This window comes from Pantoea sp. EABMAA-21, from assembly GCF_030053335.1.
Lineage (GTDB): Bacteria > Pseudomonadota > Gammaproteobacteria > Enterobacterales > Enterobacteriaceae > Pantoea > Pantoea communis.
Genome location: NZ_JASGBX010000005.1, coordinates 181,537 through 197,201, shown reverse-complemented (window position 1 = coordinate 197,201; position 15,665 = coordinate 181,537). Strand labels below are relative to the sequence as shown.

General features: G+C 55.3%; 17 protein-coding genes. 11 read left to right on the top strand and 6 right to left on the bottom strand.

Features of this window, described 5'->3' with window-relative positions:
• Positions 1-36: 36 nt before the first annotated feature.
• The 4 genes from tgt to secF are packed head-to-tail and all read left to right on the top strand — an operon-like array spanning position 37 to position 4,371.
• On the top strand, positions 37-1,161 hold the full coding sequence (gene tgt, locus QMZ65_RS09755; protein ID WP_097117503.1) for a tRNA guanosine(34) transglycosylase Tgt: 1,125 nt from the start codon (positions 37-39) through the stop codon (positions 1,159-1,161).
• Between the two features lie 25 nt (positions 1,162-1,186).
• On the top strand, positions 1,187-1,519 hold the full coding sequence (gene yajC, locus QMZ65_RS09750; RefSeq protein ID WP_034831018.1) for a preprotein translocase subunit YajC: 333 nt from the start codon (positions 1,187-1,189) through the stop codon (positions 1,517-1,519).
• A gap of 25 nt (positions 1,520-1,544) precedes the next feature.
• Positions 1,545-3,392: a protein translocase subunit SecD gene (gene secD / locus QMZ65_RS09745; protein WP_160867942.1), complete on the top strand. Its 1,848-nt coding sequence runs from the start codon at positions 1,545-1,547 to the stop codon at positions 3,390-3,392.
• Positions 3,393-3,402: 10 nt separating this feature from the next.
• Positions 3,403-4,371 carry a protein translocase subunit SecF gene (gene secF / locus QMZ65_RS09740; protein ID WP_038648607.1) on the top strand — a complete coding sequence of 323 codons (969 nt, stop codon included), beginning with the start codon at positions 3,403-3,405 and terminating at the stop codon, positions 4,369-4,371.
• A 59-nt stretch (positions 4,372-4,430) separates the two neighbouring features.
• Here secF and QMZ65_RS09735 read toward each other — a convergent pair whose 3' ends face one another.
• Entirely contained in the window at positions 4,431-4,994 is a 564-nt protein-coding gene (locus tag QMZ65_RS09735; RefSeq protein WP_097117501.1) for a SadB/YajI family lipoprotein, read from the bottom strand.
• Positions 4,995-5,009: 15 nt separating this feature from the next.
• The gene (gene lysM, locus QMZ65_RS09730; protein WP_045833917.1) at positions 5,010-5,447 is read right to left on the bottom strand and encodes a peptidoglycan-binding protein LysM; all 438 of its coding nucleotides are present in this window, start codon (positions 5,445-5,447) and stop codon (positions 5,010-5,012) included.
• A gap of 172 nt (positions 5,448-5,619) precedes the next feature.
• Between lysM and nrdR the strand changes: the two genes are divergently transcribed.
• The 6 genes from nrdR (at position 5,620) to pgpA (ending at position 9,682) form a co-directional block, all read left to right on the top strand.
• Positions 5,620-6,069, top strand: coding sequence for a transcriptional regulator NrdR (gene nrdR / locus QMZ65_RS09725; protein ID WP_034831027.1), 450 nt, complete (start codon positions 5,620-5,622; stop codon positions 6,067-6,069).
• A 3-nt stretch (positions 6,070-6,072) separates the two neighbouring features.
• On the top strand, positions 6,073-7,176 hold the full coding sequence (gene ribD / locus QMZ65_RS09720) for a bifunctional diaminohydroxyphosphoribosylaminopyrimidine deaminase/5-amino-6-(5-phosphoribosylamino)uracil reductase RibD (RefSeq protein ID WP_283215910.1): 1,104 nt from the start codon (positions 6,073-6,075) through the stop codon (positions 7,174-7,176).
• A 93-nt stretch (positions 7,177-7,269) separates the two neighbouring features.
• The gene (ribH, locus tag QMZ65_RS09715; protein ID WP_160867938.1) at positions 7,270-7,740 is read left to right on the top strand and encodes a 6,7-dimethyl-8-ribityllumazine synthase; all 471 of its coding nucleotides are present in this window, start codon (positions 7,270-7,272) and stop codon (positions 7,738-7,740) included.
• A gap of 19 nt (positions 7,741-7,759) precedes the next feature.
• The gene (gene nusB, locus QMZ65_RS09710; protein ID WP_038648596.1) at positions 7,760-8,179 is read left to right on the top strand and encodes a transcription antitermination factor NusB; all 420 of its coding nucleotides are present in this window, start codon (positions 7,760-7,762) and stop codon (positions 8,177-8,179) included.
• Between the two features lie 47 nt (positions 8,180-8,226).
• The gene (thiL, locus tag QMZ65_RS09705; RefSeq protein WP_034831036.1) at positions 8,227-9,204 is read left to right on the top strand and encodes a thiamine-phosphate kinase; all 978 of its coding nucleotides are present in this window, start codon (positions 8,227-8,229) and stop codon (positions 9,202-9,204) included.
• Positions 9,194-9,682 carry a phosphatidylglycerophosphatase A gene (gene pgpA / locus QMZ65_RS09700; protein ID WP_034831038.1) on the top strand — a complete coding sequence of 163 codons (489 nt, stop codon included), beginning with the start codon at positions 9,194-9,196 and terminating at the stop codon, positions 9,680-9,682. Before thiL ends, pgpA begins: the two co-directional genes overlap by 11 nt.
• A gap of 149 nt (positions 9,683-9,831) precedes the next feature.
• On the opposite strand, the gene QMZ65_RS09695 is transcribed toward pgpA, so the two are convergent.
• From QMZ65_RS09695 to xseB, 4 genes are all read right to left on the bottom strand, one after another.
• The gene (locus tag QMZ65_RS09695; protein WP_097117498.1) at positions 9,832-10,806 is read right to left on the bottom strand and encodes an aldo/keto reductase; all 975 of its coding nucleotides are present in this window, start codon (positions 10,804-10,806) and stop codon (positions 9,832-9,834) included.
• A 62-nt stretch (positions 10,807-10,868) separates the two neighbouring features.
• Positions 10,869-12,734, bottom strand: coding sequence for a 1-deoxy-D-xylulose-5-phosphate synthase (gene dxs, locus QMZ65_RS09690; protein WP_166933712.1), 1,866 nt, complete (start codon positions 12,732-12,734; stop codon positions 10,869-10,871).
• A gap of 19 nt (positions 12,735-12,753) precedes the next feature.
• Positions 12,754-13,653, bottom strand: coding sequence for a (2E,6E)-farnesyl diphosphate synthase (gene ispA, locus QMZ65_RS09685; protein ID WP_034831043.1), 900 nt, complete (start codon positions 13,651-13,653; stop codon positions 12,754-12,756).
• Positions 13,653-13,895, bottom strand: coding sequence for an exodeoxyribonuclease VII small subunit (gene xseB / locus QMZ65_RS09680; protein ID WP_034831045.1), 243 nt, complete (start codon positions 13,893-13,895; stop codon positions 13,653-13,655). Before xseB ends, ispA begins: the two co-directional genes overlap by 1 nt.
• Before the next feature lie 233 nt (positions 13,896-14,128).
• Here xseB and thiI point away from each other — a divergent pair, with 233 nt between their 5' ends.
• Positions 14,129-15,577, top strand: a complete 1,449-nt coding sequence (thiI, locus tag QMZ65_RS09675; RefSeq protein ID WP_283215909.1) for a tRNA uracil 4-sulfurtransferase ThiI — start codon at positions 14,129-14,131, stop codon at positions 15,575-15,577.
• The last annotated feature ends 88 nt before the right edge of the window (positions 15,578-15,665 follow it).

Genomic DNA, 15,665 nt, shown 5'->3' with positions numbered 1-15,665 from the left:
ATCAGACTGTTTCTCTGATTATCTAATGAGGTCAATGTGAAATTTGAATTAGATACCACCGACGGGCGCGCGCGCCGTGGCCGTTTGGTGTTCGATCGTGGTGTGGTGGAAACCCCGGCATTCATGCCTGTGGGCACCTACGGCACCGTGAAGGGCATGACGCCGGAAGAAGTGAAAGACACCGGCGCGCAGATCCTGCTCGGTAATACCTTCCACCTGTGGCTGCGCCCGGGCCAGGAGATTATGAAACTGCACGGTGACCTGCATGATTTCATGAACTGGCAGGGACCGATCCTCACTGACTCCGGCGGCTTCCAGGTGTTCAGCCTCGGTGACATTCGTAAGATCACCGAAGCGGGCGTGCATTTCCGTAATCCGATCAACGGCGACCCGATTTTCCTCGATCCGGAAAAATCGATGGAAATTCAGTACGACCTCGGTTCAGACGTGGTGATGATTTTCGACGAGTGTACGCCGTATCCAGCAGACTGGGATTACGCCAAACGTTCGATGGAGATGTCACTGCGTTGGGCGCAGCGTAGCCGCGATCGCTTTGATTCACTCGGGAATAAAAATGCGCTGTTCGGCATTATTCAGGGCGGTGTTTACGAAGATTTACGAGATGTCTCGGTTAAAGGTCTGGTAGATATCGGCTTTGATGGGTACGCTGTGGGCGGCCTGGCGGTGGGTGAACCTAAAGAGGACATGCACCGTATCCTGGAACACGTCTGTCCGCAAATTCCGCAAGATAAACCGCGTTATTTGATGGGCGTCGGCAAGCCAGAAGATCTGGTGGAAGGCGTTCGCCGCGGTATCGATATGTTTGACTGCGTCATGCCAACGCGTAATGCGCGTAATGGTCACCTGTTTGTGACCGATGGCGTGGTGAAAATCCGTAACGCCAGGTATAAAGATGACACGGCAACGCTGGATGCGGATTGTGATTGTTACACCTGTCGCAATTATAGCCGCGCCTACTTGTATCATCTTGATCGTTGTAACGAAATACTGGGCGCACGTCTGAATACGATTCACAATCTGCGCTATTACCAGCGTCTGATGGCGGGTTTACGTAAGGCCATCGAAGAGGGTAAATTAGAGCACTTTGTTAGCGAGTTCTACCAACGGACGGGTAAAGCGGTTCCACCGTTAAACGTCTGATAATTCTATCAATGAGGGAAATTTAATGAGCTTTTTCATTTCTGACGCCGTTGCCGCAGCAGGCGCTCCGTCTCAGGGAAGTCCTTATTCTCTGGTGATCATGCTGGTGGTGTTTGGTCTGATCTTCTATTTCATGATTCTGCGCCCGCAGCAGAAACGTTCTAAAGATCACAAGAAGCTGATGGATTCCATCTCTAAAGGTGATGAAGTGTTAACCAGCGGTGGCCTGGTAGGTCGTGTGACCAAAGTGGCTGACAACGGCTACGTTTCTATCGCCCTGAACGACACCACTGAAGTAGTTGTAAAACGTGATTTCGTGGCCGCCGTTCTGCCGAAAGGTACTATGAAGGCGCTGTAATTTTTTCTTCCCGAAGGGAACTGCCGTGTTAAACCGTTATCCTTTGTGGAAGTACATCATGCTGGTCGTCGTGATTCTCGTCGGCCTGCTCTATGCGCTTCCTAACCTTTATGGAGAGGATCCGGCCGTTCAGATCACTGGTGCGCGCGGTGGCGCCGCCAGTGAACAGACGTTGGATCAGGTCCAGACTTTATTAAAACAAGATAATATCCAGAGCAAATCCCTCGCTCTGGAAAATGGCGCCATTCTGGCCCGTTTTGACAATCAGGATGCGCAGCTGCGCGCGCGTGATGCCATCACTACCGCGTTGGGCGACAACTATGTTGTGGCACTCAACCTCGCGCCGGCTACTCCGCGCTGGCTGACCATGCTGGCTGCACAGCCGATGAAACTCGGTCTTGATCTGCGTGGCGGCGTACACTTCCTGATGGAAGTGGATATGGATACCGCTCTGGGCAAGCTGCAAGAGCAGAATGCCGATGGCCTGCGCAGTGACCTGCGCGACAAAAGCATCCCGTATACCAACGTCAATAAAATCGCTAACTACGGTGTAGAAGTGCGTTTCCGCGACGGTGCCAGCCGTGATGCGGCGATCAGCTACCTGTCACCGCGTCATCGCGATCTGGTGATCTCCAGCGTCGGCAGCGATACGCTGCGTGCGGTGATGACCGATGCGCGTCTGAGCGAAGCCCGTGAGTATGCGGTTCAGCAGAACATCAATATCCTGCGTAACCGTGTGAACCAGCTTGGCGTTGCCGAGCCTCTGGTGCAGCGTCAGGGTTCTGACCGCATCGTGGTGGAACTGCCGGGTATTCAGGATACGGCGCGTGCCAAAGAGATTCTGGGTGCCACTGCGACCCTGGAATTCCGTCTGGTAAACACCACCGTTGATCCAACTGCCGCGGCGAGTGGCCGTGTGCCGGGTGATTCGGAAGTGAAAGAGACGCGTGAAGGCCAGCCAGTGGTGCTGTACAAGCGTGTGATTCTGACCGGTGACCATATTACCGATTCGACGTCCAGCATGGACGAGTACAACCAGCCGCAGGTGAACATTTCACTGGATGGCGCGGGCGGTAACATGATGTCGAACTTCACCAAGGACAACATCGGTAAAGCGATGGCGACCCTGTTTGTGGAGTACAAGGACAGCGGTAAGAAAGACGCCAACGGTCGTGCAATCCTGGTGAAACAGGAGCAGGTGATTAACGTGGCGAACATTCAGTCGCGCCTCGGTAACAGCTTCCGCATCACCGGTATCAACAACCCGAACGAAGCGCGTCAGCTGTCGCTGCTGCTGCGTGCCGGTGCGTTGATCGCGCCAATTCAGATTGTGGAAGAGCGTACCATTGGTCCAACAATGGGCCAGCAGAACATCACTCAGGGTCTCGAAGCCTGCTTGTGGGGTCTGATCGCGTCCATTCTGTTTATGGTGGTGTTCTATAAGAAATTTGGTTTGATTGCGACCAGCGCGCTGCTGTGCAACCTGGTGCTGATTGTCGGCATCATGTCACTGCTGCCGGGTGCGACCCTCACCATGCCGGGGATTGCCGGTATCGTGTTGACGCTGGCGGTTGCTGTCGATGCCAACGTGTTGATTAACGAACGTATTAAAGAAGAACTGCGTAACGGACGCTCGGTACAGCAGGCGATTCACGAAGGCTACAAAGGCGCCTTCTCCAGTATCGTCGATGCCAACGTCACTACGCTGATCAAAGTTATCATTCTTTATGCGGTCGGTACCGGCTCCATTAAAGGCTTTGCGATCACCACCGCTATCGGTATCGCGACCTCAATGTTCACCGCTATCGTCGGCACCCGTGCCATCGTTAACCTGGTTTACGGCGGCAAACGCATCAACAAGCTGTCCATCTGAGGAGTGCGTTGTGGCACAGGAATATAGTATTGAGCAGCTAAACCACGGGCGTAAGGTCGTCGACTTTATGCGCTGGGATACGCTGGCATTCATCATCTCCGGTCTGCTGATTGTGGCGTCTATCGCCATTATCGGTGTGCGAGGCTTCAACTGGGGCCTCGACTTTACCGGCGGAACGGTGATTGAGATTAACCTGGAAAAACCGGCCGATCTGGACGCACTGCGTGAAGGTTTGGTGAAAGCGGGCTTCCAGGAGCCGCTGGTGCAGAACTTTGGCAGCAGCCGTGACGTGATGGTGCGTATGCCGCCAGCCACCGGTGCAGCAGGTCAGGAGCTCGGCAACAAAGTCGTGACCTCCATCAATGAGACGACGCAGCAGAACGCGACCGTGAAGCGCATTGAGTTCGTCGGCCCAAGCGTGGGTAGCGATCTGGCGCAAGCCGGTGCGATGGCGCTGCTGTCGGCACTGATTGCGATTCTGATCTATATCGGCTTCCGCTTTGAGTGGCGTCTGGCGCTGGGTACCGTGCTGGCACTGGCGCATGACGTCATTATCACCTGCGGCATTCTGGCGTTGTCACACATCGAGATCGACCTGACGATTGTCGCGTCACTGATGTCGGTGATTGGTTACTCGCTTAACGATAAAATCGTGGTTTCCGACCGTATTCGTGAGAACTTCCGCAAAATTCGTCGCGGTTCTTCCTACGATATTACTAACGTGTCGCTGACCCAGACGTTGAGCCGTACCCTGATCACCTCGCTGACCACGCTGGCGATGATTCTGATTCTGTTCATCTTTGGTGGTGCGCTGCTGAAAGGCTTCTCGCTGACCATGCTGATCGGTGTCACCATCGGTACCGTTTCATCGATCTATGTTTCTTCTGCTCTGGCATTGAAACTGGGTATGAAGCGTGAACACATGCTGGTGCAGAAAGTGGAGAAAGAGGGCGCAGATCAGCCTTCTATCCTGCCTTAATTCTGCTGATGAAATGAAACGGGCTGCCTAAGGGCAGCCCGTTTTTTTATGCCTGCTGATCAGGGCGCGGTTTTGGTGGCTGCTGTGCTCTGCACATCATGCACGCGCACGAAGCCGAGTTGCTCCGGCGTCAGTCCGCTCAGGCGCAGCGGCACTGTTACCGAACTGCGTGGCATCAGACTCGCCTCAACCTGAATGGTCTGGCTCAGACTCTCCGCATTCAGCGGTTTGCCACTGGCTGGATCCAGCTCACCCCATACCACGGTGGCGCTCAGCGCGGGGATCGGCTGGTCATCGGTGGAACGGATATTCAGGTTGGCGCGACTACCACTGGCTTCCCCCTCGACGCGAGACAGTGACAGGCGCAATTTGCCCACCTGCGTCTGTAACTCGACGGGAGTGTTGGCTTGCGGCAACAGCCATGCCCCCTGGGTTGATTGCCCATTGAGTTGACCCTGAATTTCCAGCGCCGTTGCCTGATTGGTGAGCTTGCGCATCTGCTGGTTAAGCTGGCTGACTTCCTGATGTAACTCTTTGACCTGCGGTGAAGTCGGCGTTGAACTACAACCACTGAGCACCAGCAGCGAAAGTGCGGCGGGCGCCCAAAACGTCCTGATCGTCATGCATTGTCCTTTCTGTTATTTCGGAATACGTAATACCTGGCCGGGGTAGATCTTATCAGGATGCGTCAGCATTGGCTTGTTTGCTGCGAAAATCTTGTTGTATTCATTGGGATTCCCGTAGACCTGTTTGGAAATCGCACTCAGGGTGTCGCCTTTTTTCACCGTATAGAAATCGGCTTCTGGCGCACTGTCGGTGACGGTGACCTTGTCATCGACCTTGGTAATCCCTGCCACGTTACCGGCGGCCACCAGGATTTTCTCCTTCAGCTCCTGTGAAATGCCATCACCGCTCACGGTAACGGTGTCGCCTTGCACATCGACTTTGACTTTATCGCTGTCAGGTAAGCCGAGTTGATTAATATGATCCTGTAGTTTTTTGCTGGGATCGTCAGCGCCAGTGACGGCATCCCATAACTTTTCACCTGCTTCTTTCACGAAATTGAACAGACCCATGTGACCTCCTGCAAATGTGCCGGATTGGCTGTTTAAGCTTAGTGGCTTTTCTTGTTTACAGAGCGTGACATCCTGCATCTGTGAGCCAGGCGGTGATTCGGTCGCGTGTATTCAGTTGCTTTGAAGATCGCGCTACACTGTGTGGCCTATTTATCTCGCGACAGGAAACGTCATGCATTGCCCCTTCTGCTCCGCTGTGGATACCAAAGTGATTGATTCTCGCCTGGTCAGTGAAGGTTCATCGGTGCGTCGCCGCCGCCAGTGTCTGGTGTGCCATGAGCGTTTTACCACCTTTGAAGTGGCTGAGCTGGTGATGCCGCGCGTGGTGAAAAGCAACGATGTGCGTGAACCCTTTAACGAAGATAAGCTCGCCAGCGGCATGATGAAGGCGCTGGAGAAGCGCCCGGTGAGCGCCGATGCGGTGGATAACGCCGTCAACCACATTAAAACGCAACTGCGTGCCACTGGCGAGCGCGAAATTCCCAGCAAGCTGGTCGGTAATCTGGTGATGGAAGAGCTGAAGAAACTCGATAAGGTAGCTTACATCCGCTTTGCTTCGGTGTACCGCAGCTTCGAAGATATCCGTGATTTTGGCGAAGAGATCGCCCGCTTACAGGACTAAGCCATGACTGACGAACGCTACATGGCGCGTGCGCTGGAACTGGCGCGTCGCGGACGTTTTACCACCACACCTAATCCTAATGTTGGCTGCGTGATTGTACGCGACGGCGAGATTGTCGGCGAAGGCTGGCATCACCGTGCGGGCGAGCCGCATGCTGAAGTGCACGCGCTGCGCATGGCGGGTGAAAAAGCTAAAGGTGCGACCGCTTATGTCACGCTGGAGCCCTGCAGCCATCATGGACGCACGCCGCCGTGTTGCGATGCGTTGATCGCTGCGGGCGTCAGTCGCGTGGTGGCGGCAATGCAGGATCCCAATCCGCAAGTGGCGGGACGCGGCTTGTATCGTTTGCAGCAGGCCGGGATTGAAGTCAGCCACGGCTTAATGATGAGCGAAGCTGAAGCATTGAATCGTGGTTTTCTGAAACGTATGCGCACTGGCTTCCCGTGGATTCAGCTCAAACTCGGCGCATCCCTTGATGGGCGCACCGCGATGGCCAGTGGCGAAAGTCAATGGATCACCTCGGCGGCGGCAAGGCGCGATGTGCAACAATTACGTGCCCAGAGTTCGGCTATTCTTACCTCCAGCGCCACCGTGTTGGCAGACGATCCGTCATTAACCGTGCGCTGGGGCGAACTGAATGAAGATGCACGCCAGCAGCTGGATGAAGCCACGCTGCGTCAGCCGATTCGCGTGGTGATTGATAGCCAGCAGCGTGTGACGCCGCAACATCGACTGATGAGTCAGCCGGGCGAAACCTGGCTGATGCGCAGTGCAATCGATCAGCAAACCTGGCCAGACAGCGTCAGCCAGATTGCGGTGCCGCTGCGCGGAGAGCAACTGGATCTGGTGGCGATGATGATGATACTCGGCCAGCGTCAGATTAACTCGGTGTGGGTTGAAGCTGGCGCCAGTCTGGCGGGGGCACTGTTACAGGTTGGACTGGTCGATGAACTGATTGTCTATGTGGCACCGAAACTACTGGGCAATGCGGCACGCGGTCTGTGTGAGCTGCCTGGACTGGAACAATTGGCTGATGCGCCAGAGCTGAAGTTCAGCGATGTGCGCAGGGTTGGCGCGGACCTGCGGCTGACCCTGACGCCCGCTTAAGCACCGACTGAAAAGCCTGAGCGCGTCGCCGAAGAGTATGATAGAATCCGCCCCCTTCTGCGGGGCCATAAATCAAACACCCAAAGGATATGTATGAAAGTTATCGAAGCTCCTGTTGCCGCGCCTGATGCTCACATTGCCATCGTTATTGCGCGTTTTAACAACTTCATTAATGACAGCCTGCTGGATGGCGCGGTGGATGCGCTGAAGCGTATTGGCCAGGTCAAAGCAGAAAACATCACTGTGGTCTGGGTTCCAGGCGCTTACGAACTGCCTCTGGCAGCGCGCGCACTGGCAAAAGCCGGTAAGCACGATGCAATCGTGGCTCTGGGAACCGTGATCCGTGGCGGCACCGCCCACTTCGAATATGTGGCAGGTGAAGCCAGCTCTGGCATTGCCAACGTGGCGATGACCAGCGAAATTCCGGTGACTTTCGGCGTGTTAACCACCGAAAACATCGAGCAGGCGATTGAACGCGCCGGCACCAAAGCAGGTAATAAAGGCGCCGAAGCGGCCCTGACTGCACTCGAAATGATTAACGTATTGAAAGCCATCAAAGCCTGATTTTTGGAAGGGGAATTTTGTGAAACCTGCTGCTCGTCGTCGCGCCCGTGAGTGCGCTGTCCAGGCGCTTTACTCCTGGCAGCTGTCGAACAACGACATTGCCGATGTGGAATACCAGTTTCTGGCGGAACAAGACGTCAAAGACGTCGATATTAGCTATTTCCGCGAATTGCTGGCCGGTGTGGCGACTAACAGCGCGTACCTGGACGGTCTGATGAAGCCTTACCTGTCACGTCAGCTGGAAGAGCTGGGTCAGGTAGAAAAAGCCATTCTGCGTCTTTCGCTGTATGAGCTGAGCAAACGTTCTGATGTGCCTTATAAAGTGGCCATCAACGAAGGCATCGAACTGGCCAAAGTGTTTGGCGCCGAAGACAGCCACAAGTTTGTTAACGGCGTGCTGGATAAAGCAGCCCCACAAATTCGACCCAATAAAAAATAAATGCGAAAGGCCGGTTTACCGGCCTTTTTCTCATTGAGACCTGACTTATGTCCTGTGGTGAATTCGAACTGATCGCACGTTATTTTAACCGCGTTACCAGCTCCCGCCGCGATGTGGAGAAGGGAATTGGTGACGACTGTGCGTTACTGAACGTGCCCGAAAAACAGACGCTGGCCATTAGCACCGATACGTTGGTGGCGGGCGTGCACTTCCTGCGTGATATCCATCCTGCCGATCTGGGTTACAAAGCGCTGGCCGTGAATCTCAGTGATTTGGCGGCAATGGGTGCCGATCCGGCGTGGTTGACGCTGGCGATTACCTTGCCTGAAGTGAATGAAAGCTGGCTGGCCGCATTTAGCGACAGCCTGTTTGAGCTGCTGGATTACTATGATATGCAGCTGATTGGCGGTGATACCACGCGCGGACCGCTGAGCCTGACGTTGGGGATTCACGGTCTGGTGCCGACAGGACGCGCATTAAAGCGTTCGGGTGCCAAACCTGGCGACTGGATCTTTGTCACCGGTACGCTGGGTGACAGCGCGGCTGGCCTGTCGCTGCTACAACATCGTCATCGCCTGAACGATCCGGCTGTCCATGAAGTGTTGATCAAGCGCCATCTGCGCCCGATGCCACGCGTGTTGCAGGGCCAGGCGCTGCGCAATCTGGCGACCTCGGCGATCGATATCTCCGATGGTTTGATTGCCGATCTCGGCCATATTCTCACGGCGAGCCGCGTCGGTGCGCGCCTCAATCTGGAAGCGTTGCCGCTGTCTGCTGCGTTGCGCGATCATTTTGAGCCGGAACAGGTGCTGACCTGGGCGTTAAGTGGCGGCGAAGATTATGAGCTGTGCTTTACCGTGCCGGAAGTCAATCGTGGTGCGCTGGACGTGGCGCTGGGTCATCTTGGTGTGCCTTATACCTGCATCGGGCAGATTGCGCCTGAAGCCGACGGGTTGACGCTGCTGGAAAATGGCAAGCCACGTCGTTTTAATCACAAGGGATTTGATCACTTTAATGCGAAGTAAAGATGTAGCGAAAAGCCGCCTGCGCCTGAGCAATCCCTGGCATCTGTTGGCAACCGGTTTTGGCAGTGGCCTGAGCCCGATCATGCCAGGCACCGCCGGTTCGATTGCCGCGATTCCCTTTTGGTGGTTGATGACCTTTCTGCCGTTGCAGATTTACTCTCTGCTGGTGCTGATTGGCATTAGCGTGGGCGTTTATCTGTGCCATCGCACGGCGAAAGACATGGGTGTGCACGACCACGGCAGCATCGTCTGGGATGAGTTTATCGGCATGTGGATTACGCTGATGGCGATCCCAGCGATGAGCTGGCAGTGGGTGCTGGCCGGGTTTGTCATCTTCCGCATCTTCGATATGTGGAAACCCTGGCCGATTCGCTGGTTCGATCAGAACGTGCATGGCGGCATGGGCATTATGGTCGATGACATTATCGCAGGCGTGATATCAGCGGCAATTTTGTATGGATTGGGGCTGGTGCTTTAATTCGGCAGGTGCGCCTAACTCACGTGCCCTCTGTCACAACGCGTACGAAAGATTGAGAGCAAGCTGGTGCCGTTCAGGGGCTGGCAATCCGCAGCGTTAAACGGAATGAGTCTGCCAGGATAGCCCGCAGGACGCGGGCTGTGAAATCATTACTCGAATCCTACAACCGGATGCGGTTGATATACCGTCTCCAGCTCGGCGATATCCGTTGAACTCAGCTCCACATCCACTGCTTTAACCAACTCTGCAAACTGCTGCTCGCGCGATGCACCGATAATCGGGGCTGTGACCACCGGTTTATGCAGCAGCCACGCCAGTGCCACCTGTGCACGCGTCACGCCTTTATCGGCGGCAATGGTCGCCAGACGCTCTGCAATCGCCGCATCGTTCTCTTCGGTGCCGGTATAGAGTTTTTCCATCACGTTATCCGATACCGAACGTGCGGTGGTTTCGCCCCATGGACGTGTCAATTTGCCGCGTGCCAGCGGGCTCCACGGCAGCACCGCGATGCCTTCACGTTCACACAGCGGGTGCATTTCGTTCTCTTCCTCGCGCTGAATCAGGTTGTACTGATCCTGCATGCTGACAAAACGCGCCCAGCCATTCTGCTTTTGCAGATCCAGCGCCTGAGCGAACTGCGCAGCATGCATCGAAGAAGCGCCGATGTAGCGCGCTTTACCCGATTTCACCACCTCATTCAGCGCCTCAAGCGTCTCTTCGATCGGCGTGTCGTAATCCCAGCGGTGAATCTGCAGCAGGTCGACATACTCCATGCCGAGACGCGTCAGGCTATCGTCGATGGATTGCAGAATGTTCTTGCGTGACAGTCCCTGAGAAAGGTTGCTGAGCGGGAAATAGACTTTGGTGGCGACAACAACCTGATCGCGCTGGGCGAAATCTTTCAGCGCACGCCCGACGATCTCTTCACTGCTGCCATCGGAGTAGCTGTTGGCGGTGTCGAAAAAGTTGATGCCCGCGTCCAGCGCCTGCTTGATCAGCGGTCGACTGCTCTCTTCGGGCAGGGTCCATGCGTGATTGCCGCGCATCGGATCGCCGTAAGTCATGCAGCCTAAACAGAGACGCGAAACCTGTAAGTCGGTTTGGCCTAAACGAATGGTTTTCATGGGAGCTCCTGCTCTTATGCGTTAGGAATGCCCTAAGCATAGCAGCAGGAGCGGGGAGGGGATTACTGCGCCAGCCAGTCAGTGATTTGCTGCTGAATACCGGCGGCATCCAGCTGATAATCCTGACGAACTTCTTCCTGCGTGCCCTGTGGAATAAATTCATCTGGCAGGCCGAGGTTCAGCACGTGCACACGCAGGCGTTTAGCCATCACGTATTCGTTGACGCCGCTACCGGCTCCGCCTTTGATCGCGCCTTCTTCCAGCGTCACCAGCGAATCATGGCTGGTGGACAGTTCGGCAATCAAGGCTTCATCCAGGGGCTTCACAAAACGCATATCTACCAGCGTGGCGTTCAGCGCTTCAGCGGCAGCCTGTGCTTCAGGCAACAGCGTGCCGAAGTTGAGGATCGCCAGCTTTTCACCACGGCGCTTAACAATGCCTTTGCCCAGCGGCAGGCTGGCCAACGGCTCCAGCGTGGCACCGGTGCCCGTGCCGCGCGGATAGCGCACTGCACTTGGACCCGCCTGATAGTGATAGCCGGTGTAAAGCATCTGGCGGCATTCGTTTTCATCGCTTGGCGTCATGATCACCATTTCGGGCACACAGCGCAGGAAGGCGATATCGAATGCGCCCTGATGTGTTTGCCCATCAGCGCCAACAATGCCGCCGCGATCGATAGCGAACAGCACCGGCAGTTTCTGGATCGCCACATCGTGAATCAGCTGATCGTAAGCGCGCTGCAGGAAGGTGGAATAAATCGCCACCACCGGCTTATAACCGCCAATCGCCATACCTGCAGCAAAGGTCACCGCATGCTGTTCAGCAATCGCCACGTCAAAGTACTGTTGCGGATAGTCACGAGAGTAGCTGACCATGCCAGAACCTTCACGCATCGCCGGCGTCACCGCCATTAAACGCGGATCGTCCGCCGCCATTTCGCTCAGCCAGCTACCGAAAATTTTCGAGTAGCTCGGCAGGCCTGGCGCGCTTTTCGGCAGAGAACCGCTGGCCGGATCGAACTTCGGTACCGCATGCCAGGCGATAGGGTCTTGCTCGGCAGGCGCGTAGCCTTTGCCCTTTTTGGTCATGATGTGCAGGAACTGCGGGCCTTTCAGGTCACGCATATTCTTCAGCGTGCTCACCAGCGTCAGCACATCGTGGCCATCAACCGGACCGATGTAATTAAAGCCCAGCTCTTCAAACAGCGTGCCCGGCACCACCATGCCTTTCAGGTGCTCTTCGGTGCGCTTCACCAGCTCTTTGATCGGAGGTAGGCCGCCCAACACACGCTTGCCGCCTTCGCGCAGACGTGAGTAGGTTTTACCGGAGAGAATCTGGGCCAGACGATTGTTGAGTGCGCCAACGTTTTCCGAGATCGACATCTCGTTGTCGTTAAGGATCACCAGCATGTCAGGTTTGATGTCGCCTGCGTGGTTCATGGCTTCGAACGCCATACCCGCGGTAATGGCGCCATCGCCAATAATACAGGCAGTACGACGTCCTTTGCCTTCGCGCTCAGCGGCAACCGCCATGCCCAATCCGGCACTGATCGAGGTCGATGAGTGACCGACGCTCAATACGTCGTATTCACTTTCGCCGCGCCACGGGAACGGATGCAGGCCATTTTTCTGGCGGATAGTGCCGATACGATCGCGGCGTCCGGTCAGAATTTTGTGCGGATAGGCCTGATGACCAACGTCCCACACCAGATGGTCAAACGGGGTGTTGTAAACATAATGCAGCGCGACTGTTAGTTCGACGACGCCCAGACCCGAAGCAAAGTGGCCGGAAGACCGGCTCACGCTATCCAGCAGATACTGACGCAGCTCGTCACACAGTACCGGAAGTTTTTCTTTCGGTAGTAAACGTAATTCCTGAACCGTGCTCGCTAATGCCAGTGTCGGGTATTTTGCAATATCAAAACTCATCAGAGACTCATTATGAAAGTTATTTATCGCGTTCAATTATGAAGCTTGCCAGTGCTTGTAATGCGGTGGTGTTGTAGGACTGCGCCGCCAGAATCTCTAACGCGCCCAGTGCTTCCTGATAAAGATCCCACGCTTTACTGCGGGCATTATCCAGTCCCATCAGCGCCGGATAAGTGCTCTTACCCAATGCCTGATCCGCGCCCTGAGTTTTGCCCAGCACCGCGGTATCGCCCACCACATCAAGAATGTCATCCTGCACCTGGAACGCCAGTCCGATGGCGTTGGCGTAGGTATCCAGGACCGGAAGTGCCGCACGGCCACGTTCACCCGCCGTCAATGCGCCAAGACGCACTGCAGCGCGAATCAAAGCGCCAGTTTTATGACGATGAATCTGCTCGAGCTGGGCGAGGTCAATGTGCTTGCCTTCTGCGGCGAGATCCAGCGCCTGGCCACCGCACATGCCTGCCACACCGCTGGCCTGAGCCAGTTCGGAGATCATCGCAATGCGATCTTGCGGGCTGACGCCGGGCATCGGCTCATCGGCCAGAATCGAAAACGCCAGGGTTTGCAACGCATCACCAGCGAGAATTGCTGTATCTTCACCATATTTTATATGGCAGGTTGGCTGTCCGCGACGTAACGCATCGTCATCCATCGCGGGCAGATCATCATGAATCAGAGAGTAAGCATGAATGCACTCAACGGCAGCGGCCGGGGCATCCAGGCTGGCCGCATCGGCCTTTAACATCTCGCCCGTGGCGTAAACCAAAAATGGACGCAGACGCTTACCGCCTAATAGTGCCCCATATTGCATGGATTGCACCAGAGGAGAACTCTGAAAAGGAAGTGGATCTATTAAGCGTGTCAACGCCAGATTGACGCGTTCGTGATACGCGTTGAGTAATTTGGCGAAATCCATCAGTCATTTTCCGGCGTGAACGGCGCGAGCGCGGCATCTTTGTCATCGCTGAGCAGGATCTGCACGCGCTGTTCAGCCTGCTGCAGGGTTTGCTGACCGGTGCGTGCCAGCTGTACGCCGCGTTCAAATTCGTTCAGTGCTTCTTCCAGCGGCAGTTCACCACTTTCCAGACGGCTGACGATTTGTTCCAGCTGCTGTAATGCGCTTTCAAAACTGGCTGGCGCTTCGGCTTTTTTCGGCATAATCAGTGTCGACTCACAGGTTAGGAATCATCTTGCAATCGGTCATGGTAGCCGACGAGGATTAATTAGCAAAATAATGAATGTGATTGCGGTTGCAGAAGCGGTCATCTGACAAAGGTGGTATACTTTTGCGCCTCGGATGCGGGCGCCTCTGCGTTACCCGTAATTATATGATTTTACCAGTTAAGTGCCGATGGTTTTAGCACTTATTTGCCCAACGAAGCTGTGTCGCCATGAAGTTTATCATTAAGCTCTTCCCTGAAATCACCATCAAAAGTCAGTCGGTGCGTTTGCGCTTTATCAAGATCCTGACCGGTAACATCCGCAATACCCTGCGTACTGTCGACGACGAAATCGCCGTGGTGCGCCACTGGGACCATATTGAAGTGCGCGCTAAGAAAGAAGCGCTGCGTACCGTCGTTATTGATGAACTGACGCGCATCCCCGGTATTCACCATGTACTGGAGGTTGAGGATCAGCCTTACACCGATATGCACGATATCTTCGAGCAGACGCTGGCACTGAATCGCGAACGTCTGGAAGGGAAAAGTTTCTGCGTGCGCGTGAAGCGTCGTGGCAAACACAGCTTCAGCTCGATTGAGGTTGAGCGTTACGTGGGTGGCGGTCTCAATCAGCACATTGAGACTGCACGCGTGCAGTTGAAAAATCCCGATGTGACGGTCAATCTCGAGATCGAAGACGATCGTCTGCTGCTGATCACCGGCCGTTATGAAGGGCTGGGTGGTTTCCCCATTGGGACGCAAGAAGATGTGTTGTCACTGATTTCAGGTGGCTTCGACTCCGGCGTTTCCAGCTATATGCTGATGCGTCGTGGTTGCCGCGTGCACTACTGCTTCTTCAATCTCGGCGGTGCCGCGCATGAAATCGGCGTGCGTCAGGTCGCGCATTATCTGTGGCAGCGTTATGGTCGTTCGCATCGCGTGCGCTTCGTGGCGATCAACTTCGAGCCGGTGGTGGGCGAGATCTTAGAGAAAGTGGACGACGGCCAGATGGGCGTCGTGCTGAAGCGCATGATGGTGCGTGCAGCGTCGATGGTCGCTGAGCGCTACGGCGTTCAGGCGCTGGTGACCGGTGAAGCGCTGGGCCAGGTATCGAGCCAGACACTGACCAACCTGCGTCTGATTGATAACGCCTCGGATACCCTGATCCTGCGTCCACTGATCTCGCATGATAAAGAGCACATCATCGATTTGGCGCGCCATATCGGCACCGAAGATTTCGCCAAAACCATGCCGGAATATTGCGGTGTGATTTCGAAAAGCCCAACGGTGAAAGCGGTGAAGGCGAAGATCGAAGCGGAAGAGCAAAACTTCGATTTCGAGATCCTCAATCGCATGGTGCAGGAAGCCAGCAACGTCGATATCCGCGAGATTGCGGAGAAGGCACAGCAAGAAGTGGTGGAAGTGGAGACGGTGGTCTCGTTCACCGCAGAGGATGTGGTGCTGGATATCCGTTCTGTGGATGAGCAAGAGGCATCACCGCTGGCGCTGGAAGGCGTGGATGTGAAATCTCTGCCGTTCTACAAATTGAGCACACAGTTCGGCGATTTGGATCAGAACAAAACCTGGCTGCTGTATTGCGATCGCGGCGTGATGAGCCGTTTACAGGCGTTGTATCTGCATGAGCAAGGCTTTAAAAACGTGAAGGTCTATCGTCCGTAACGGTGATAACCTGGTAACGGCGTGATTCATCGCGCGTGTCACACTCGGCACCTTGCCACTGTGACATGCGCAATACATTGCGCCGCTA

Coding starts and splice junctions, on each gene's coding strand:
- yajC (WP_034831018.1), top strand. CDS start 1,187: ATGAGCTTTTTCATTTCTGACGCCGTTGCCGCAGCAGGCGCTCCGTCT.
- QMZ65_RS09735 (WP_097117501.1), bottom strand. CDS start 4,994: ATGACGATCAGGACGTTTTGGGCGCCCGCCGCACTTTCGCTGCTGGTG.
- lysM (WP_045833917.1), bottom strand. CDS start 5,447: ATGGGTCTGTTCAATTTCGTGAAAGAAGCAGGTGAAAAGTTATGGGAT.
- nrdR (WP_034831027.1), top strand. CDS start 5,620: ATGCATTGCCCCTTCTGCTCCGCTGTGGATACCAAAGTGATTGATTCT.
- ribD (WP_283215910.1), top strand. CDS start 6,073: ATGACTGACGAACGCTACATGGCGCGTGCGCTGGAACTGGCGCGTCGC.
- ribH (WP_160867938.1), top strand. CDS start 7,270: ATGAAAGTTATCGAAGCTCCTGTTGCCGCGCCTGATGCTCACATTGCC.
- thiL (WP_034831036.1), top strand. CDS start 8,227: ATGTCCTGTGGTGAATTCGAACTGATCGCACGTTATTTTAACCGCGTT.
- pgpA (WP_034831038.1), top strand. CDS start 9,194: ATGCGAAGTAAAGATGTAGCGAAAAGCCGCCTGCGCCTGAGCAATCCC.
- QMZ65_RS09695 (WP_097117498.1), bottom strand. CDS start 10,806: ATGAAAACCATTCGTTTAGGCCAAACCGACTTACAGGTTTCGCGTCTC.
- dxs (WP_166933712.1), bottom strand. CDS start 12,734: ATGAGTTTTGATATTGCAAAATACCCGACACTGGCATTAGCGAGCACG.
- ispA (WP_034831043.1), bottom strand. CDS start 13,653: ATGGATTTCGCCAAATTACTCAACGCGTATCACGAACGCGTCAATCTG.
- xseB (WP_034831045.1), bottom strand. CDS start 13,895: ATGCCGAAAAAAGCCGAAGCGCCAGCCAGTTTTGAAAGCGCATTACAG.
- thiI (WP_283215909.1), top strand. CDS start 14,129: ATGAAGTTTATCATTAAGCTCTTCCCTGAAATCACCATCAAAAGTCAG.